Below are 16,555 nucleotides of genomic sequence, written 5' to 3'. Positions count from 1 at the left end.
GGCTTTACCGGGAGGGACGAGCCCCTTCCTCCGGCGCTTTGACGTGCTCCGCCCAGGCGAGGCGGTCGGAGCCCTCGGCCTCGGCCCGCAACAGGGCCCGCCGGAACTCCCGAATCTCGGCGGCGAGGGCTTCCAACGTCTCGGCGGTGAACTCCACCTCGCCGTGGCTTAGCTCGACCTTGTACCGCACCATACGCCCTCCCAAAAGCTTTGCCCCCGGGCTTCCCCGGGGGCACGTTTCCCACCTTAGCCCTATCTTACCCCGGAGGGTGGGGGGGTGGCAAGAAGGCGGGCCGCTTCCAGGAGAAGCTGGGCCTGCTGGGCCAGGAGGCGGGCGAGGTCGGGAGTGGGCTGAACAGGCGGAAGGCGCTTGGCAGAGCGGAGGTGGGCCACGCCGAGGCGGTGGGCCATCCCGTGCAAGGTGCTGCTGGGCACTCCCGTGCGGCGGGCGATTTCCTTATAAAATGGCCCCATGAAAGCAACGTGGAGCCTGGTCCTGGTGGCTCTGCTTCTGGCAGGGAGCGCGCAGGCGAGGTCCGTAAAGATCGCCGACCTAATCGCTAGTCTCAAAAAGAGGGAGCCGATCGTGCGGGTCCAGGAGGAAAAGCTTCCTCCACCGCCCCCGGAGCGCTCGGCGGAGAGGAAGTACCTGGTGTGGGCCAAAAGCGAGGACGACGAGGTCTTTCAGTACGTGCTCTTCTTCGCCGCCCCCAAAGGCAAGCGCTATCTGAACGTGCTGAGCGTGCGCTTTGAGGGAAGCCCTTCCTTCTCCCGGGCCCTCTATGGCTTCGGCTATCTGGTGGGCTTCATAGAAGGGGTGTGCCTCGGACTCTCCCAGGAGACCAGCCAGAACCTAGTCAACTGGTTTGGCGATCGCGTGCAGCGCATCCAGGAAAACGGGGTGGGCCAGTTCAACCGCAACTTCGGCCCCGTGACCGTGGACCTGGTGGGCTACCACGTGGGGGACGTGGGAGACCTGATGCTGGTCTTCACCCGCCACGGCGCGCCGGGAGAGAAGTGGCCGCACTGGTGCGAGTATTAGCTTGACGGCCCGCCCCAAAATATAGGGGCAAATTGCCCAGGAGGCACTAGCGGTCGTGCTTTACAAGCCTTCGGCCCCCAGATATTGTCTGAATATGTCAGATGTCCTGACCATCGGCTACGAGGGGTTAAGCTTAAACACTTTTTTGGACATACTCAAATCCAATGGGGTGAACTTGGTGGCCGATGTCAGGGATCTCCCCCTTAGCCGGAAAAGGGGGTTCTCTAAAACCCCCCTGAAAGAAGCCCTGGCTAAGGAAGGCATCTTCTACAGGCATTTCCGCGAGCTGGGGGCCCCTAAACCACTGCGCCTTTGCCTCCAAAAAAGCGGGGATTGGCAGACCTACCAGAGAAGCTACCTTCAGCTTCTCGCCCAACGGGTAGGAGCCCTAGAGGAGCTTGGACTCCTGCTTAGGGAATACCGGGTGTGCCTTCTTTGTTTTGAGGAAGACCCCAGCCAATGCCACCGCTCCCTGGTGGGCAGAGCCCTAGTAGAAACCGGTTGGGCTCAAGGGGTCACAGACCTGAGAAAAGGGGCAGTTCCGGCTTCTTCTTCGGCCAGATAAACCCTATAACCGCATAGAGCTGAGGTTTGGCATAGTGGTGGTGGATGCTTCCCACAACGATGTAGGTTTCCCTATCCAGGCCGAAGATCTCTTTCTCTACTTTGGACTTGACGCTCTCAACAGCCTTCTCTCGGCTACCAAGTCTCTTCTCTTCCCTGAAGTAAAGACGTATTATTTCCCAATCGGTGATCACCTTCTTGCGCGAAACGCCCTTTATATCGGTGAAGTTTAGATAAAACTTGTAAGGGCAAAAACGAAGTGGCACTTTGGGCTTCCGTAGGGATGCCCCTGACTCCCCTTCAAAAAGCCCCTCCTCCCAAACTCCTGGGGACGCTAGTTTGGCTCTGTCCTCCTCCGGCCAGTCCTCGCCCACATACTTCACTTCCACTCTGGCCGAACCCTGAACCACAGCCACGACTCCTATTGTTTTCCCCCACTGCACCCTACCCCTTTGGGGGCCCGAAAAATCATCCCCAAACAAGCCAACTCCTGCTGACCCCACCGGAACCCTCCGCACCATCTGGGCCTCAAACTGTTCAACGCTGGGAATAACCGTCGGGCGTATATACTGCATCCGGGCCTCCCAGTACTTATCCGCCTCCAAGTGCCCCACGCACCCGACTTGAGTGGGGTCCACGAGCCGATAGCTATCCGGGCGCGGATCCCCCCATGACTTTTCCAGAGGGAGCTCCAAGATATCGTACTTTTTGAAGCGGTAGTCGTTATCCAACAAGCGAAAGGGGTATGGGTAGATCCGGATCCACTCGTTATCGCGGAGACGTATACCTGCCGTACACGTTAGCTCCCCATACTTCTTACTTGGACTAGGATAGGTCTTTACAATCATCAAAACTCGTTCCCGTGTCATAGCTCGCCTTGGAAAGCCCAGGCCCCCTCATGGGGACCCCGGGACGGGGCGTAAGCCGGGTTCTGTTTTCCGCGGTCATCTCTCTGGGACCACGGTCGCCCGTGGCCTCAAGCGGCCCATCCCGCAGGTTCTGGCGGGCCGGGCAAGCCCTTCCTGCCTACTGGGCCTTGCACCGGGTGGGGTTTGCCGTGCCCCAGCCTGTTGCCAGGCCAGGCGGTGGGCTCTTACCCCACCGTTTCACCCTTGCCCGCACCGGACCGTTAGGCCCGGCCGCTGGCGGTCTTTTCTCTGTGGCACTTTCCGTCGGGTTACCCCGCCCAGGCGTTACCTGGCACCCCGCCCTATGGTGCCCGGACTTTCCTCACCCAGGGGGGTTGGCCCCTGAGCGCGACCGCGCCCCCGTCCCGGGGCACCCCTATTCTACCACAGGCAAAAGCATTGAGGAAATCGCTCACGCTCCAGGACAGAAACCCGCCTGAGCGCCCTCCCGGAGAGGGAAAGACGCTGTGCACAGGAGGGAGGAAACCCGGCCTGAAAGGCCCAAAAAGGCGGGGGGAGGCCGGGGCTAAGGGGAAGGCCAGGCCACCCCCTTCCCGGGCCTTCCAGGGGGGTTACAGGGCCGTGTAAGCGCTTTCAAATCGGGGGGTGGGATGGCGGGGCGGAAGAAGGGGGGCCGGGGGTTCTCCCCGGCCCCCCTGGGCCTGCCGCCCTCAGGGCTCCAGTCCCACCCGGGCGAGGAAGGCCTCCCAGGTCTCGGGAAGGGGGAAGCCGTGGGCCCGAAGCCTGGGCCCTTCAGCGAAGACCTCCCGGGCCAGGGCGAGGGCGGCCTCCCGGTCCTCCCGCGCGGCGTCCCTCAGGTACCCCCGGAAGGGGGTCCACTCCTCCACAGCGTCCAGGAGCTCGTCCGGGTCGGCCTCCTCCCCCCGGTCCAGGAGCTCCCTCACCCAGGCCACGTAGGCCCGGGCTAGGGCGAGGGGGGCGTAAGCCAGGGAGGTCTTTTGAGCCATACCACCTTGTCCCAAGGGACGTCCAGCTCGCTCAGGTCCCGCACGCTGTAGCCGGTGGCCAGCGTCCCGCTGTGGAAGGAGTATACCACGAACCAGAGGGCCTTGAGCCTGGGCCCCCGGGCCTCCTCAGGGATGAAGGAGGCGGGGGCCAGGGCGGCCAGCACCGGGCCCTGGTCCCGGGCGTAGGCGAAGAGGGCGGCCTCGGGGTGGGCCGGGGCCTCGCGGCACAGGCCCTCGTAGACCTCGGGAGGGGTGCCCGGGGCCAGGTGCCCGTCCATGACCCGCTGGGCCACGTGGAGCTCCAGGCTGGTGGCCCGCTCCCGGCCGAGAAGGGGCCTCAGCTCCTCGGGAACGGAGCGCCCCCGGCGGTTGAAGGGGGCCCGCACCATCTCCCCGGCGGCGAAGAGCCAGTCCCGAGGGGCGGGCCTCCCCTGGCCCCGGCTCTCCGCCAGGCCCCTGAGGTGGGCCCGGGCCTCGGGGAGGGCGGCGAGGGCCCGCAGGAAGGCCCGCCAGAGCTCAGGGTGGTAGCCCCGGGGGTCGGGGCTCCACTCCTCCTCCGTGGGGGGGCGGCCGAAGCCCTCCTGGGGCTCGTGGGGAGGGGGCTCCTTCCAGGCCCGCCTCTCCCCCTCCTCCCGGGTGTAGGTGACCAGGGCCGTGCGGCAGTTGTGGTGGAGGGGCGGGACGTGGGTGCGCCAGAAGGGGTGGTCGGCGGGGAGGACGATCCCCGCGAGGGGCCTGCAGATCCGGGAGGTGCGCCCGTCCAGGACCACGGAGAGGCCCCAGTAGGGCCTGAGCTCCCGGACGGAGACCGCCTCCTTCCACCGCCCCGCCCCGTAGGCTAGCTGGAGGTTGGTGCGGAAGACGGTCTCCAGGCGGTGGCGGCTCCCCTCGCCCCAGGCGTTCTTGACCCGGTCGGAAAGCTCCCTTTGGAAGTCCTCAAAGGGCCTCCCCTCTTCCAGGGCCCGGGCGAGGGCGTCCATCGTCTCCTGCACCATGTCCAGCGCGGCGAGGCCCGCCACGAAGAAGGCCCGGCGCCTCGCCTCCTCCCCCAGGGCGCGGAACTCGGGATCGGGGAGGGGAAGGCGGGCCCGGAACCAGCGGAGGGCCTCCTCGGGCCGCAGGGGGTCGGGCTCAACCGTCCAGGCCACTGTCCTGCCGCTGGGCCCATCTCCCCGCGAGCTCGGAGAGGGTGAGGGCGGCCTCCAGGAGCTGGGCGAGCTCGGCGAAGGAGATCCCGGGGAAGAGAGCGAGGAGGCGCCGCCTCAGGTCCTCGTACCCCTCGGCCTCCCCGATGGCTTGGAGGAGGGCGGAAAGCCCGGGCATGGGGGCCTTTTCCAGGAGCCTATCCCCCAGGCCGTCCACGAAGGCCTGGCCCGCCACCAGGCCCCGCTCTTTTCTCTCCTGGGGGGCGAGGAGGGGGGTGAGGACGGGGCCCTGGGGGTCGGGGGCGGGGACGCCGAACTCCTCCCGGAGCCAGGCCTCGGGGATGGAGAGGCCCATGCCCAGGAGGGTCTGGAGCACCCGGGCCCGGCTCTCCAGATCCTTCTCCTCCTCCACCTCGGGCACCACGAAGGGGGCGAGGTCCAGGAGCTCGGGGCCGAAGTTGAAGGCCACGAAGGGCTTGAGGAGGCCCTCCCGGAGGGTCTTGGCCAGGGCGCGGGCGTCGGCCCGGAGGAGGTCTATCCGCACCCGCTCGTGCACCTTGGCCAGGGCGTAGCTCCCCCCGTCCCCCTCGCTGGAGGTGAGGGTCTGGCCCAGGACGGCCTGGGCCATCTCCCGGTTGCAGAGGCGGATGAGGCGCTCGTAGACGTCTGGACCCTGGCCCTTGGCCGCCTCCAGGATCTCAATCTCCGTGTCTTTGGAGATGACCCCGGCGGCGTCGGCCCCGAGGGCGCGCACCGCCTCCTCCAGGCGCCGCCTCTCCTCCTCCCCGGCGGCCGGGTCGTACTTGCCGATGCGGTAGGGCTGGCCGTAGACCTCGGCGAAGACCACCCAGTCCTTGAGGGCGTAGTGCTTGAAGAGGTAGAGCCAGGCCACGCTGCGCATGAGCCCGGCCCGGGTGGGGAGGCCCGAGCGGGCCCTGTAGCGGTGCTCTATGGCCCCGCCGTAGGGGAGGGCCTCCCCTTCCGGCCGCTCCTGGGAGGCGAGGTAGAAGCGGTCCTCCTCGGAACGGTAGACCAGGCTCCCCGGGTGCACCCAGCGGAAGGCCTTGGGCCGCCAGAGGAGGCCGTCCCACTCCCAGGCCACGGCCACCAGGCTCACCCCCTGGGGGATGGCGGAGAGGAGGTCCAGCATGAGGCCCTCCAGGGGGAGGTCCCACCACACCTCCTCCACGGCCCGGAGGATCCGGCGGGCATCCCGGCCCTCCTCCGCGGGCTCCAGGCGCCAGTCCAGGCCGATGACGGCGAGCTTGCGGGTCTGGAGGAGGGAGAAGAGGAGGGCGTCCCTTTCCTCCATCTCCTCAAAGAGCTCGGCCTGGAGGGCGAGGTCCCCCTCGTCGGCGAGGCGGAGGACACGGGCGAGGCGCTCGGGGGTGAGCCCCCGGGCGGGGTAGACCCGGTAGGGGGAGTCCAGGGGGAGGCGGCGCGCGGAAGGCGGTGGGCTTTTGGGGATGGGGCGGCCGTAGGGGTCCAGGATGGGCATCAGTAGGCTCCTTTCCACCCGGCGAAGGCCCGGCGGAGGACCGACCTGTACTCCACGGGGCCCTTACGGGTCTCGGCGGCGTGGAGGGCGAGGGCCAGGGCCCAGAAGCGGTCGGCGTGGCCGCGCTCGCTCCTCTCCGCGTCGTAGCGGACGTTCCCGGAAGGGGTGATGATCCGCCGCACGGCGTGGAGGTCCTCCCGGAGGGCCCGGTCCTCGGGGATGCGGATCCGGCGGTCCTCAAAGAAGAGGCGGAGGCGCTGGGCGAGGTCCGCCTTGACCTCGAGGGTGAACTTCACCGGCTCCACCTTGTAGCCGAAGGCCCGGCGGGCGTTCTCGGCCAGCATCTCCCCGAGGCCCGTGGCGTCCAGGCAGGCCCGGCGCACCCGGGGGAGGAGGGCGTGGAGGCGGGCCTCCTGCTCGGCGAAGGGAGCCCGGTGGAGAGCCTCCACGAGGCGCGCCCAGTACACGTCCCCCACCCGCTCCAGGACCACGAAGACGGTGAGGTCCCGGTGGCGGCCCACGTCCATCCCCAGGTAGGCCCGCTCGGGGTCCCACTCCCCCCGGGGGTCCTCCCTGGCCTCGGCGGCGAGGATGAGGCTCCAGGGGAGGAACGCCTCCTCCTCGGAGACGAACTCGCAGAGGTATTCCTGCTGCCAGATGAAGTCGTCGGCGAGGCCCGCCCGGAGCTCCTCCGGGTCTATGGGCAGGCCCTCGGCCACCGCGTCCAGGAGGGTGACCCGGTGCCGGCTCCAGACCTCTCCCCCCTTCTCCCAGAGCTCGTAGAACTTGCCCCGGGGGCCGTTGGGGGTGCTCATGATCCTGATCTTGAGATCGGGCCTCCGCGTGATGATGGGGAACATGGCCGCCCAGATGGCCTCGGAGTCCTGGTGGAAGGCGAACTCGTCCAGGAAGACGTTCCCGGTGTAGCCGCGGGCGGTGCGGGGGTTGGCGGGGAGGAAGACGAGCCTGGACGTGTTGGGCAAGCGGATCTCCAGCTGGGTCACCTCCTCCCCCGCCTCAAAGAAGCGGCTCTCCAGGGTCTCCGCCGCCTGCTTCAGGGCCGCGAGGTGGCGCTTGGCCTTCTCCGCGAGCTCCCGGCTCTGCCGCTCGCCGGCGGAGAGGAGGATCCAGAGGGTGCCGGGGCGCTCCACCGCGTCCAGGACCACCTCCAGCGTCCCGGCGAAGCTCTTCCCCGTCTGCCTCGCCCAGAGGCCGATCTTGAAGCGGGATTGGTCCCACACCCAGCGCCGCTGGTACGGGAGGAGGAGGCGCTCAGAGTCCATAGATGTCCCGCTTGATGGCCTCAATGACCTCGGGCTCAATCTGCCGGGCGCGGAGGCTCTCCTCCACCTTCTGGGCCGCCTCCTCCCGCAGGGAGCGGTCCAGCCTCTCCAGGCTCAGGGCCACCCGGGCGGCCTCGAGGCCGAGCCGCACCACCTTCTCCGGATCCACCTCCTCCCCGAGCTCCAGGTCCTGGAGGTAGCGGAGAGCTTTGTGCACCACGATGTTGGCCAGGGCGGCGGCGTAGGAGAGGCGCTTGCCCGTGGCCTCCTCTACCGCCTCCACCAGGCGCTCCATCTGCAGGACCTGGTCCAGGGCGGGGGCCAGGTGGCGGGCGTGGCGGCGGACGCTGGAGGGGCTCACCTCGTGCCCCTGGGCCCTGAGCCAGAGGGCGATCCCCTCCATGCTGTAGGGCCTGCCGTCCTCCTCCGTCTCCTCCCCCAGGAGCATGGCGTCCACCCGGTCGCGAAGGTCCTCCGGGAGGGTGCAGACCTTGCAGAGGCGGTGGCGCTTGTAGCCCTTCACGGCCGCACCCAGCCCACCAGGGCCGCCACCAGGGCCAGGGCCAGGAGTCCCCGCTCCCAGAACCGGGCCCGGCGCTCCCTCTCCAACTCCTCCCGGAGGAGGCGGAGCTCGGCGAGGATCTCCTCGTGGTGGCGGCGGAAGGCCACGGCGAGGGCGTGGATCTCCTCCCTGAGCTCCACGGCTACCTCCTGGGCAGGAGGACCCCGGGGTCCTTCAGGTTCCCCTCCACCAGGTCCATGCCCTGGGTGGTGAGGCGGACCAGGGTGAACTCCCCGTCCTCGTCCCAAACCGCCTCCACGTAGCCCTTCTGCTGCAGGTAGCGCACGGCGGCGTTCATCTCGGAGCGGGCGGGGAGGACGTGGGAGAGTTCCATGACCCGGGCCAGGACGCCTCTCGGCATGGCGTAGGGGTCGTGGATGTTGACGGGGGCGTCCACCCCGAAGGCGTTCAGGTACAGGGCTTGGAGGATCGTGCCTCGGATCAAGCGCTGGCGGTTCGGATCCCTGAACATGGCGCTCCTTTCACGGGAAGAGCTTGTGGACGGGGAGGCCCAGGAGGCTGGCCACGATGCCGAGGAGGAGGGCCAGAACCGTCCAGAAGAGGGGGCGGCTCCAGAGGGAAGGGGCCTGGGGCTTGGGCATCATGCGGTAGAGGCGGAGGGCCCAAAGGCGCTCCCTGAGAGGGCGAAGGTCCGCCTCTGAGGCCCCCAGGCGGGCGAGGAGGGCGAGGGCCTCCTGCCAGAGCTCCAGCTCCAGATCGCGCTCATCCACGGCACCCCCAAAAGCTTGGCCCCCCGGAGCCTTCCGGGGGGCAGGTTTCCCACCTTAGGCCTATTCTACCCCGGGGGGTGGGGGGGTGTCTACCTCGGCCCGGCGGGCGAGGCGCACGAAGAGGTCCAGGAGGTCCAGGGGGGCGTGGGTCTGGAGCCGCCCCGCCGAGGGGTTGAAGCTCACCAGGGTCTGGGGCTTCCCCTTGCCCAGGTAGGCCTCCAGGAGCTGGCGCTCCCCGTACCCCAGCCCCCGGACGAAGGCCCGGGCGTCGTGCCGCCACAGGCGCAGGTTGTGCCCCTCTATGCCGAGGGGCGGGACCGGGGGGACGTAGACGGGCAGGAAGGCCGGGGCCTCGGGGGGGCGGGCGTGGAGGTCGGCGCGGCCCCCGAAGGCCCCGGGCCTGGGGTCCTGGGGGTGGACCGGGACCCAGCGGGCCTCCCCGTGTTCCACCCGCCAGAGGGCCAGGGCCACCCAGGCCGCCCGCCAGAGGTCCAGGGGCTCATGCATGGCGGCCCTCCCCGTTCAGGGTCCACCCCTGTTCCGTACGAACGACCAGCCCGGCCTCCGCCAGGCCGTTCAGCTTCCCGGCCAGGGTGGACTTGGGAATGCCCGTTCGCCGGGAGAGTTCGGACAGAGAGAGGGCTCCGCCCGCAGAACGCAAGGCGTTCACAATGGCCAGCCCCCGTTCGTCCAGGTCCACCTCCAGGGTGCGCTCCCGCTCTACCTGGCGTTCGCGGTAGCGGACGGCAGAGGCCGAACGGGAGCCCTCCTCCTGTTCAGCCTTCTCCCGAACGGCCTGAACGAACCCCCCGGAAGCCTGAACGCCCACGCCGGAAGGCTGAACGAAAGCCTGAACGGGGGGGCTTCGCCGTTCAGGCTCCAGCCGAACGGCGGGAAGGTCCTCCCGGCGGCTCTCGGCGGTGGGCTGAACGGCCACCATCTCCCCCACCACCTTCCCCACCACGTAGGTCCCCACGGGGACGAAGAGGCTCATGGCCAGGGTCTCCCAGAGGGCCACCCCGGGGGCGGCCCGGTGCATGGAGAGGGCGTTGCCGAGCCACACCAGGGCCAGGGCGGCTACCGCCCCACCCCCCGCCCAGGCCGAGCCCCGAAGGAGGGAGTTGGAGAGGAGGGAGAGGAGGAAGGCGGTGAACTCCAGGCTCGCCGCCAGGCCCCAGGCGAGCCAGGGGGGGAGCCCCCCCAGGGAAAGGGCGTACCACTGGGCCAAATGTCCGGTGCTCATGGAAAGGGTGCTCAGATAGGCCAGGATCAGCAGGGACACCAAAAACGCCTTCATCATGCTTTCCTCCCGCGCAAAAGGTCCGCCGCCTCCAAGAGGGCGAGGAGAGCCCGGCTCTTGGCGGCCTCCAGCTCCCGGAGGCGGGCCTCGAGGGCGCGGTGGCGGGCCTCGAGGCTCTCGTGAGCCCTCTCCAGGGAGGCAAGCCGGGATAGGGCCCGGGAGAGGGCTTCCGCGGCCTCGTAAACCCGGTAGACCTCCCCGCCCGCGGCCCCTTCCAGGGCCGCCTGGGCGAGGAGGGCGAGGGCCTCCTTGGGCTCCATCACTCCCCCGGGGTGAGGGGCTGCCACATCCAGCGGACCTCGCCCCCCACCTCCTTCCACCACACGAGGCCGCCGGGCACCCGGAAGGCCTCCGTGAGCCGCCCCACCCCGGGGCAGTAGGGCCACCCCTGGGCGGTGATGCCCTGGAACACGGGCCGCACCCGCGAACCGGTCTGCCTCCTGAGGAAGGCGGCCAAAAGCTCCTGGGTCTCCCAGAAGGGCACAAAGGACTCCCTCATGCCCACCTCCACGCCAGGGCCAGGAGGACCCCGAGAAGGCCGAAGAGGGCGGCGAAGAGGAGAAGGCCCACGCTGGCCCCCTCGGGGAGGGGGCCCCGCCGGGAAAGGGCCAGGTAGGCGAGGAGGAGGAGAAGCCCCACCTGGGCCGCCGCCACGTAGATCAGCGTGAGCTTGAGTAGCGCCGCCACAGGGCCTCCTCTACCGCCTCGAGGTCGTAGCCCCAGTCCAGCTCCACCAGGACCTCCCCCCGGAAAAGGGCCACCGTCCAGCGCCCCTCTTCGTCCAGGAAGGCCCACACCAGAAGCCCCCCGCGCTCGCGCGGGTAGCGCGCCACCAGCCCCTCCAGGACGGCCAGGACCTCATCGCCCTCCTCCATCGGCCACCTCAAACAGGCCGGGCTGGGCCCAGCGGGGGGAGCGGTGGACCTTCCAGTGCCGCCAGGCCAGGTCCAGACCCCGCACCGCCGCGTGCAGCTCCTCTATGCGGGAGAGGAGGCTCTGGCGGTAAGCGCGAAGCTCCTCCTCCGAGCCCGCCACCTTGTAGACCTCGTCCCCGGCGGGGGACTCGGCCACCACCACGGGGAGCACCCCGCGCTTGCGGAGCTCGGCGATGATGGCCCGGCCCCGGCGATCCCCGCCGAAGTGGCGCCCAAACTCCTCCCGCGGCACCCCCCACGCCCCCCGCATGAGCAGGAGGTCCACCGCGGCCCTAAGCTCTCCGTCCGTGATCTTGGGGACCTTCATGCCTCCTCCTCCTTCGCCAAGGCCTCGGCCAGGGCGAGGAGGGCCTCCTCGGGGGAGACCCCAAGGGCCTCCTTCCCCCCGGCCGAAGCGCGGAAGCCACCCTTTGGGTCCGTGAAAAGCTCCACCCGCAGGCCCGCCCGCTCCATGAGGCGGAGGGCGAGCCAGGCGGCCTGGGCCGCGGGCACACCCCCCTCCACCAGGCGCTCCAGGCTGGCGGCGGTGATGTAGACTTTGCGCCCCACGCGCACGGTGCGGACCCGCCCCTCCCTAATGAGGTGCTCCACGGTGGGCCGCCCCACTTCCAGCACCGCCGCCGCCTGGGCGGGGGTGAGGAGGGGGCGGTCCAGGCCCATCTCTCTAAGCCGCTCCCGGATCATACGTCCTCCCCCTTGCAGGCCCCACGACGGTCAAGTGCGGCGTGCGCCCGTACTCGGGCGGCCCCCCGTAGATCCACGTGAGCCGGAGCCGCACGGCCAGGCAGACGCAAAGCCCCACCGCTCCGTCAGGAGCCAGGGCTGGAACAGTGAGGGCCCTCTCGCACCCTTCCACCGGGCAGGGCACGAGCACCAGTCCCTTAGACCGCTCCCCCATCCTCCCCCTCCAGCCGGGCCTCCAGGATCCGCCAGGGCTCCATGACGCGAAGGGCCTCGGGCTCCGCCTTGGGCCCGTCCCAGAGGCGCAGGGGCCTCAGCCAGAACTTGAGGCCCCCGTCCTCCCACTTCACCCTCACCTCCCCCCGGCCCGTCCGCCCCACGATGGCGAGGCGGACGGGGGTCCCGGGGTTCGCCCGGGCCAGGCGGATCACGGCCTCAGGCCTCACGGCGCACCTCCACGAGGCGGCGCCCCAAAAGCTCGGGATCGCACCGCCAGCAGGGGATGTCGTCCAGCATCCCCCGCCCCCCGCACAGGTCGCAGGCCTGGGAGCGGGAGGCCCGCAGGGCCGCCTCCTGGGCCTCGGCCTCGTCCAGGTAGAGCTGGGCCAGGAAGGTCTGGCCGTGAGCGTAGGCCAGGCGGGCCCGCTCCCGCAGCTCCCCGGGGTGAGGCCGTGGCCCCGGATGGTGTCCAGGACGCTACGGAACGGCCGGGGCCTCATGGACAGGCCACCCCCTTCATGCGGTGCGGGTGGGAGAGGAGCTCCCTCGCCTTGGCGTCGTTCTCCGCCTGGGCGGCGGCCACCACCGCCAGGGCCCTGCGGGCCAGGCGCTCCAGCTCCCCCTGGTCCACCGCCTCCGTGTCCCGGGCCTCGTTGGCGGCCCGCACCATGTCCCGGGCCAGGTCATAGAGGGCGTAGGCCACCCGCATGTGCCGGGGAAGCCCCTCCTCCGCCAGCTCGTCCACCAACTCCTCCAGCTTGGTCCGCTTACCCTTCACGGCGCACCTCCCCATGCCGGGCCAGCCACTCCCGCTCGGCCTCGGCCAGGATCTCCTGAATGCCCCTTCCCGCCTCCTCCAGGGGGCGGGGGCGCGCCCCCCGGAGGGCTTCCACAAGGGCGGCCCGGACCTCCGGGTCCTCCCTGAGGAGCCGAATGAGCTCTTCCCGCGTCATCAGTTCCCTCCCCGGGGCGCCGGAGGCTTGGCCCCGAAGAAGCCCTGGGCGAGGGCCGCCTCCAGGGCCTCCGCGTGCCGGGCCACCAGCGCCCCATAGACCGCCTTTTGCTCGTGCTCCAAAACCTCCAGCTCCGCCTGGAGCTTGTCCAGCTGGACCAGGATCTGCTGCAGGCGCTTCTCCGCCTTCTGCCACTCCGGGTCCTGGGCAAGGGCCACCTTTACCCGGGCCTGGCGCTCCCGCTCCGTCTTGCCGGGGGCCTCGAGGTAGGCCTGGGCCTCCCGGGCCTCCATCCACCGCTCCAGCTCCCGCCTCTCCGCCCGGAGCGCGGTCATCTGCCGCTTCACCTCCCCGATGAGCCCGGGGAGCTCCAGAATGCGCATGACCAGGCGGGCGGCCTCGAGGGTGTAATCAACCCTGTTCACGAAGGACCTCCTTCACGGCCACATCAATCTCCTGCCAGTCGGGAACGGCCTTCACCAAGGCACGCCGCCTAAGCTGGCCGTACAGGCCCCTGGGCTGGTGGAGCTCCACCTCGTACTCCACATGGACGACCTCGTAGCGGATGCGCTTGCCCAAGCGGTTGAGGTAAAACTCCCGGCCCTCCACTACCCAGGAACCGTCCCCAAGGAGCATCACCAGGGGCTTGCGGTTTATGTTCCCCTCCTCGTCCACCTCGTAAAACTCCGTGGCCTCATCCCGGCGGATGGGGATTTTCTGGCCTGCGAAGTCAAAGAAGTAGCGCTTCACCGCGCACCCCCCGCGAGGTTCAGGCGGCTCGCCACCCGGCGCACGTGGGCCGGGGTGAAGGCGGCCTTGGTGAGGCCCCGCTCGCCGCTCCACTCCACCACCCGGTCCATCTGCCGCATGAGCCGCACGATGTCCCGGAGGATCCCCCCGGTGAGGGTGTGGACCTCGGCCAGGACCTCCGGGGAGTAGCCGGAGTCCTTGTAGATGGCCTGGGTCTCCTGGAGGGAGATGGGGCCTATCCGGGCCACGGTGCCGATGCGGCTCTCAATGTCCCGGTGGCGCCGGATCTGTCCCTCAAACTCCTCCGAGGTGATGAGGACGAAGGAGCTCCCGGTCTCGTCCGCCAGGTACTTCACCGTCTCCAGGGTTGGGCGGTCCAGGAGCTGGGCCTCGTCCACGAAGATCACCCTGGGGCTCATGAGGAGGGCGTCCCGCACCATGCTGAGGAGGACGCGGAACGTCTTGGTGCGGGTGATGCGGAGCTCCACCGCCAGATCCTCCAGGAGGGCCGCCGGAGAGTAGCTGGGCTGGGCCCGCACCCAGGGGGCCTCGTGCTCCCGGGCCCAGTAGCGGCAGGTGAGGGTCTTCCCCACCCCCGCCGGGCCCACCACCAGGGCCAGGGGGAAGCCCTCCTGGGCCACCAGGTGGAGGTGCCCCAAGAGGGCCTTCGCCCCCTCCGTGGGGATGAACCCGTCCCGGGGGTCCTTCCAGAGCTCCGCCTCCCCCATGACGATGCCCAGGGCCTCGTCAATGAGGGCCAAGGTCTGGTCGCCGTTCGCCTTCCTTCCCATGCGCTACCTCCTATTCCTCCTCGCCCCGGGGCAGCAGGCCGCGCTCCTTTAGCCACTGCTCCCCCAGGGCGATGGGGTCCAGAACCAGGTCGTCCTCCAGCTCCGCCGCGAGCTCCTCCGCCCCGCGGGCGATCTCCTCCGGGGAAGGGGCGGGAAGCTCCTGGGCCCGGAGGGTGATGCGCTCCCGCCGGGGCAGGGGGGCGAGGCCGGAGAGGCGCTCCAGCATGTCTTCCAGCCGCATGGCGGGGGAAAGCTCCTCCACCAGGCGGCGCGCCTCCTCCTGCAGGGCGCGGATGGCCGCCTTGTCCGCCGCCCGCTTGGCGCGGGCCTCGAGGCTGTCCGCCCGCAGGGGCTCGGGAAGGAGCTCCCCGAGGACCTTGAGGGTGCCGTCCGGGTTCTTGAGGGCCACCCGGAGGGGCTGGCCCGGGAGGACCTGCACGTCCAGGACCACCACCTTCTGCCCCTGCCAGGGCAGGAGGCTCCCGTGGCGGGGGTCCAAGTACCAGGTGCGCCCCCGGTACTGCACGGTGCCGTTCCCCCGCACCACCCGCTCCACCTGGTAGGCCGCGGCCAGGTAGAGGTCTTCCAGGCGGTACTCCGCGAGGCGGTGCCGGGGGACGAAGGCCCGAAAGAGGTCCAAGCGAGTGAGCCCGTCCTCCAGGGGCTCCCGGTGCCAGGTGCCGAGGAGCCACTGGAGGGCGCGGCCCTTGTACTCCTCCTCCAGGAGGAGGCGGTCGGGGTAGGGGTCCCGCTCGGGGGGCATCCCCTCCGCTACCCAGCGCCGGGTGTTCTGGAGGAGGCGGCGGAGCTCGGAGGAGTCCCGCTCCGTGGCGTCCGAGCCCGCGTAGCCGGGGAGCAGGGCCTCAAAAGTCTGGTGGAAGGCCCCGAAGAAGCGCTCCACCTTCCCCCGGGTGTGGGAGACGTGGGGCCGGGAGTAGACGAGCTCAATCCCCAGGGTGCGGGCCCAGTGCTCCGATTTCTCTGAGCGGTAGACCTTGCCGTTGTCCCAGTAGATGCGCTCGGGCACGCCCCGGACGTCCCAGTCAGGGACGAGGGGCGTCTTGTCCTGGGTCATGAGGATGAGGAGCTGGTCCGTGGGGACCTGGCTCTCCTCCCGGCTGAAGACGAGGGAGGGCACCGCCCCCGAGTAGACGTCCAGGGCCACGTGGATGCGGAGGCGGACCATGCGGTCCTCCTCGGGGAGGTAGACGAAGGTGTCGCACCTGGTCATGTCCACCATGACCATCTGCATGGGGTACTCGGCCAGGACGTGCCCCGCCCAGGTGCGGGCGAACTCCCGCCTCCCCTCCTCGGAGAGGAGGGCGTAGCGGAAGGCGGGATTGTCCTCCGCCTTCCGCAGGATGCGCCGCACCGTGGCCTCGGAAAGCCGGAACAGGGTTTCGGTGGAGTAGGGCCGGTAGAGGAGGAGGCCCGGGTCGTTGGCCTCCACGATGCGCAGGATCCGCCGGGCGCTCGCCCGGGGATGGGCGAGCTTGAGGCCCACCACGAGCTTCCTCAGCTCCGCGGGCACCCGGTGAGTTCCCCGGTCCCGCCGAGGGCGCCGTGCATATAGGAGTTGCCCCGCTTCATAGCGGCGGAGGAGCCGGGCCAGGTAGTTGGGCGTGACGCCGAGCCGCTGCGCCTCCTCCTTGATGAGGTCCCACTTGAGCCCCCGGGGGAGGTCCCGGGCCTCCGCGGCGATCCGGGGGAGGTGGGCCTCGAGGGCGGGCTGGGAGGCGGAGGAGGCCTCCACGGGCCGGGGTTCAGGGGGGGCCTCCCGCCCCAGGGCCAGAGCCAGGAGGTCGGCGTCCACCAGGGTGCGGTAGGTGCGGCCGCGCTTCTCCTTTCGGGTGGGGATGCGGTGGCGGGCCACAATCCGCCATGCCGTGCGCTCTCCGATGCCTAAAAGGGCGGCCACCTCATCCACGGGAAGCCAGGGCATCGCTTTCCTCCTTGTTGCCTACATTTGTGAAATCAGAAGACAAAGAAGAGGCCAAAATCTCCTCTACGCTTTCCAAACCCAGCGCATTTGCGAGCGCCAAAAGGGTGGCGTAAGAAGGTCTTTTGCCGCGCTTTCCAGAGAGGTAGTAGCGGATTGTGGAGGGATTTAAGCCCATGCGCTCGGCCAGGGTTCTCGGAGTCAATCCCTTGCGTTTCATGGCGGCCTTGAGCTTGGCCGGGTCAATCTTAGTTGCCAACATATGTCGCATCCTGTAGGGTATGCT

29 protein-coding genes and 1 other RNA gene are annotated in these 16,555 nt (G+C 69.5%); 2 read left to right on the top strand and 28 right to left on the bottom strand.

All coding sequences use genetic code 11. The annotated features are described in order from the left end of the window. Positions 1 to 4 precede the first annotated feature (4 nt). Both L1087_RS06725 and L1087_RS06720 read right to left on the bottom strand, forming a co-directional pair. A complete protein-coding gene (locus tag L1087_RS06725; RefSeq protein ID WP_124104476.1) occupies positions 5 to 190 on the bottom strand; it encodes a hypothetical protein in 186 nt (61 codons plus the stop codon). Positions 191 to 252: 62 nt separating this feature from the next. Continuing rightward, positions 253 to 474 (bottom strand): hypothetical protein, encoded by a 222-nt coding sequence (locus L1087_RS06720; RefSeq protein WP_135342898.1) that lies wholly within the window; start codon positions 472 to 474, stop codon positions 253 to 255. Here L1087_RS06720 and L1087_RS06715 point away from each other — a divergent pair. Together L1087_RS06715 and L1087_RS06710 are read left to right on the top strand one after the other, a co-directional pair. After that, entirely contained in the window at positions 473 to 1,042 is a 570-nt protein-coding gene (locus tag L1087_RS06715) for a hypothetical protein (RefSeq protein ID WP_135342897.1), read from the top strand. The genes L1087_RS06720 and L1087_RS06715 overlap by 2 nt on opposite strands. Positions 1,043 to 1,136: 94 nt before the next feature. Further along, positions 1,137 to 1,607 (top strand): DUF488 domain-containing protein, encoded by a 471-nt coding sequence (locus L1087_RS06710; protein WP_135342896.1) that lies wholly within the window; start codon positions 1,137 to 1,139, stop codon positions 1,605 to 1,607. On the opposite strand, the gene L1087_RS06705 is transcribed toward L1087_RS06710, so the two are convergent. The 26 genes from L1087_RS06705 to L1087_RS06580 all read right to left on the bottom strand — a co-directional run bounded on the left by L1087_RS06705 (position 1,558) and on the right by L1087_RS06580 (position 16,531). Further along, positions 1,558 to 2,340, bottom strand: a complete 783-nt coding sequence (locus L1087_RS06705) for a hypothetical protein (protein ID WP_039456921.1) — start codon at positions 2,338 to 2,340, stop codon at positions 1,558 to 1,560. The genes L1087_RS06710 and L1087_RS06705 overlap by 50 nt on opposite strands. Before the next feature lie 170 nt (positions 2,341 to 2,510). Then, positions 2,511 to 2,882: RNase P RNA component class A (gene rnpB / locus L1087_RS06700), an RNA gene on the bottom strand. Positions 2,883 to 3,185: 303 nt separating this feature from the next. Next, positions 3,186 to 3,482: a hypothetical protein gene (locus L1087_RS13195; RefSeq protein WP_039456918.1), complete on the bottom strand. Its 297-nt coding sequence runs from the start codon at positions 3,480 to 3,482 to the stop codon at positions 3,186 to 3,188. Next, positions 3,440 to 4,630, bottom strand: a complete 1,191-nt coding sequence (locus L1087_RS06690) for a phage head morphogenesis protein (protein ID WP_234558202.1) — start codon at positions 4,628 to 4,630, stop codon at positions 3,440 to 3,442. The genes L1087_RS13195 and L1087_RS06690 overlap by 43 nt, the downstream gene beginning before the upstream one ends. After that, positions 4,614 to 6,125 (bottom strand): phage portal protein family protein, encoded by a 1,512-nt coding sequence (locus L1087_RS06685; RefSeq protein WP_234558201.1) that lies wholly within the window; start codon positions 6,123 to 6,125, stop codon positions 4,614 to 4,616. Before L1087_RS06685 ends, L1087_RS06690 begins: the two co-directional genes overlap by 17 nt. Further along, positions 6,125 to 7,408, bottom strand: coding sequence for a terminase large subunit domain-containing protein (locus tag L1087_RS06680; protein WP_135342894.1), 1,284 nt, complete (start codon positions 7,406 to 7,408; stop codon positions 6,125 to 6,127). Before L1087_RS06680 ends, L1087_RS06685 begins: the two co-directional genes overlap by 1 nt. Then, a complete protein-coding gene (locus L1087_RS06675; RefSeq protein ID WP_052155158.1) occupies positions 7,398 to 7,931 on the bottom strand; it encodes a phage protein Gp27 family protein in 534 nt (177 codons plus the stop codon). Before L1087_RS06675 ends, L1087_RS06680 begins: the two co-directional genes overlap by 11 nt. Continuing rightward, entirely contained in the window at positions 7,928 to 8,110 is a 183-nt protein-coding gene (locus L1087_RS06670) for a hypothetical protein (protein WP_071677781.1), read from the bottom strand. The genes L1087_RS06675 and L1087_RS06670 overlap by 4 nt, the downstream gene beginning before the upstream one ends. Positions 8,111 to 8,112: 2 nt before the next feature. Continuing rightward, positions 8,113 to 8,442, bottom strand: coding sequence for a hypothetical protein (locus L1087_RS06665; RefSeq protein ID WP_071677780.1), 330 nt, complete (start codon positions 8,440 to 8,442; stop codon positions 8,113 to 8,115). 10 nt (positions 8,443 to 8,452) lie between these two features. Beyond that, the gene (locus L1087_RS06660; protein ID WP_071677779.1) at positions 8,453 to 8,701 is read right to left on the bottom strand and encodes a hypothetical protein; all 249 of its coding nucleotides are present in this window, start codon (positions 8,699 to 8,701) and stop codon (positions 8,453 to 8,455) included. A 60-nt stretch (positions 8,702 to 8,761) separates the two neighbouring features. Next, the gene (locus L1087_RS06655) at positions 8,762 to 9,208 is read right to left on the bottom strand and encodes a hypothetical protein (protein ID WP_234558200.1); all 447 of its coding nucleotides are present in this window, start codon (positions 9,206 to 9,208) and stop codon (positions 8,762 to 8,764) included. After that, positions 9,201 to 9,998, bottom strand: a complete 798-nt coding sequence (locus L1087_RS06650; protein ID WP_234558280.1) for a helix-turn-helix domain-containing protein — start codon at positions 9,996 to 9,998, stop codon at positions 9,201 to 9,203. Before L1087_RS06650 ends, L1087_RS06655 begins: the two co-directional genes overlap by 8 nt. Beyond that, entirely contained in the window at positions 9,998 to 10,261 is a 264-nt protein-coding gene (locus tag L1087_RS06645) for a hypothetical protein (protein WP_234558285.1), read from the bottom strand. Before L1087_RS06645 ends, L1087_RS06650 begins: the two co-directional genes overlap by 1 nt. Further along, on the bottom strand, positions 10,261 to 10,500 hold the full coding sequence (locus tag L1087_RS06640; protein ID WP_135342889.1) for a hypothetical protein: 240 nt from the start codon (positions 10,498 to 10,500) through the stop codon (positions 10,261 to 10,263). The genes L1087_RS06645 and L1087_RS06640 overlap by 1 nt, the downstream gene beginning before the upstream one ends. Then, entirely contained in the window at positions 10,497 to 10,688 is a 192-nt protein-coding gene (locus L1087_RS06635) for a hypothetical protein (RefSeq protein WP_167816940.1), read from the bottom strand. Before L1087_RS06635 ends, L1087_RS06640 begins: the two co-directional genes overlap by 4 nt. After that, positions 10,661 to 10,876 carry a hypothetical protein gene (locus L1087_RS06630; RefSeq protein WP_234558199.1) on the bottom strand — a complete coding sequence of 72 codons (216 nt, stop codon included), beginning with the start codon at positions 10,874 to 10,876 and terminating at the stop codon, positions 10,661 to 10,663. The genes L1087_RS06635 and L1087_RS06630 overlap by 28 nt, the downstream gene beginning before the upstream one ends. Next, positions 10,860 to 11,243 carry a hypothetical protein gene (locus L1087_RS06625; protein ID WP_234558198.1) on the bottom strand — a complete coding sequence of 128 codons (384 nt, stop codon included), beginning with the start codon at positions 11,241 to 11,243 and terminating at the stop codon, positions 10,860 to 10,862. Before L1087_RS06625 ends, L1087_RS06630 begins: the two co-directional genes overlap by 17 nt. After that, on the bottom strand, positions 11,240 to 11,620 hold the full coding sequence (locus L1087_RS06620) for a helix-turn-helix domain-containing protein (protein WP_234558197.1): 381 nt from the start codon (positions 11,618 to 11,620) through the stop codon (positions 11,240 to 11,242). Before L1087_RS06620 ends, L1087_RS06625 begins: the two co-directional genes overlap by 4 nt. A 197-nt stretch (positions 11,621 to 11,817) precedes the next feature. Continuing rightward, positions 11,818 to 12,063, bottom strand: a complete 246-nt coding sequence (locus L1087_RS06615; RefSeq protein WP_126170796.1) for a hypothetical protein — start codon at positions 12,061 to 12,063, stop codon at positions 11,818 to 11,820. Between the two features lie 269 nt (positions 12,064 to 12,332). Then, positions 12,333 to 12,614: a hypothetical protein gene (locus tag L1087_RS06610; RefSeq protein ID WP_039456873.1), complete on the bottom strand. Its 282-nt coding sequence runs from the start codon at positions 12,612 to 12,614 to the stop codon at positions 12,333 to 12,335. Further along, a complete protein-coding gene (locus L1087_RS06605) occupies positions 12,604 to 12,789 on the bottom strand; it encodes a hypothetical protein (RefSeq protein WP_234558196.1) in 186 nt (61 codons plus the stop codon). The genes L1087_RS06610 and L1087_RS06605 overlap by 11 nt, the downstream gene beginning before the upstream one ends. Beyond that, a complete protein-coding gene (locus L1087_RS06600; protein WP_234558194.1) occupies positions 12,789 to 13,214 on the bottom strand; it encodes a hypothetical protein in 426 nt (141 codons plus the stop codon). The genes L1087_RS06605 and L1087_RS06600 overlap by 1 nt, the downstream gene beginning before the upstream one ends. Next, on the bottom strand, positions 13,201 to 13,539 hold the full coding sequence (locus L1087_RS06595) for a hypothetical protein (protein WP_234558193.1): 339 nt from the start codon (positions 13,537 to 13,539) through the stop codon (positions 13,201 to 13,203). The genes L1087_RS06600 and L1087_RS06595 overlap by 14 nt, the downstream gene beginning before the upstream one ends. Then, positions 13,536 to 14,330, bottom strand: a complete 795-nt coding sequence (locus L1087_RS06590) for an AAA family ATPase (RefSeq protein ID WP_071677771.1) — start codon at positions 14,328 to 14,330, stop codon at positions 13,536 to 13,538. Before L1087_RS06590 ends, L1087_RS06595 begins: the two co-directional genes overlap by 4 nt. A gap of 10 nt (positions 14,331 to 14,340) precedes the next feature. Then, entirely contained in the window at positions 14,341 to 16,272 is a 1,932-nt protein-coding gene (locus tag L1087_RS06585) for a DDE-type integrase/transposase/recombinase (RefSeq protein ID WP_234558192.1), read from the bottom strand. After that, positions 16,250 to 16,531, bottom strand: coding sequence for a helix-turn-helix domain-containing protein (locus tag L1087_RS06580; protein ID WP_172962549.1), 282 nt, complete (start codon positions 16,529 to 16,531; stop codon positions 16,250 to 16,252). Before L1087_RS06580 ends, L1087_RS06585 begins: the two co-directional genes overlap by 23 nt. Positions 16,532 to 16,555: the final 24 nt, after the last annotated feature.

This window comes from Thermus tengchongensis (genome assembly GCF_021462405.1).
Classification (GTDB): domain Bacteria; phylum Deinococcota; class Deinococci; order Deinococcales; family Thermaceae; genus Thermus; species Thermus tengchongensis.
The sequence above is the reverse complement of the archived record's forward strand: the minus strand, read 5'-3'. Positions and strand labels throughout refer to the sequence as shown.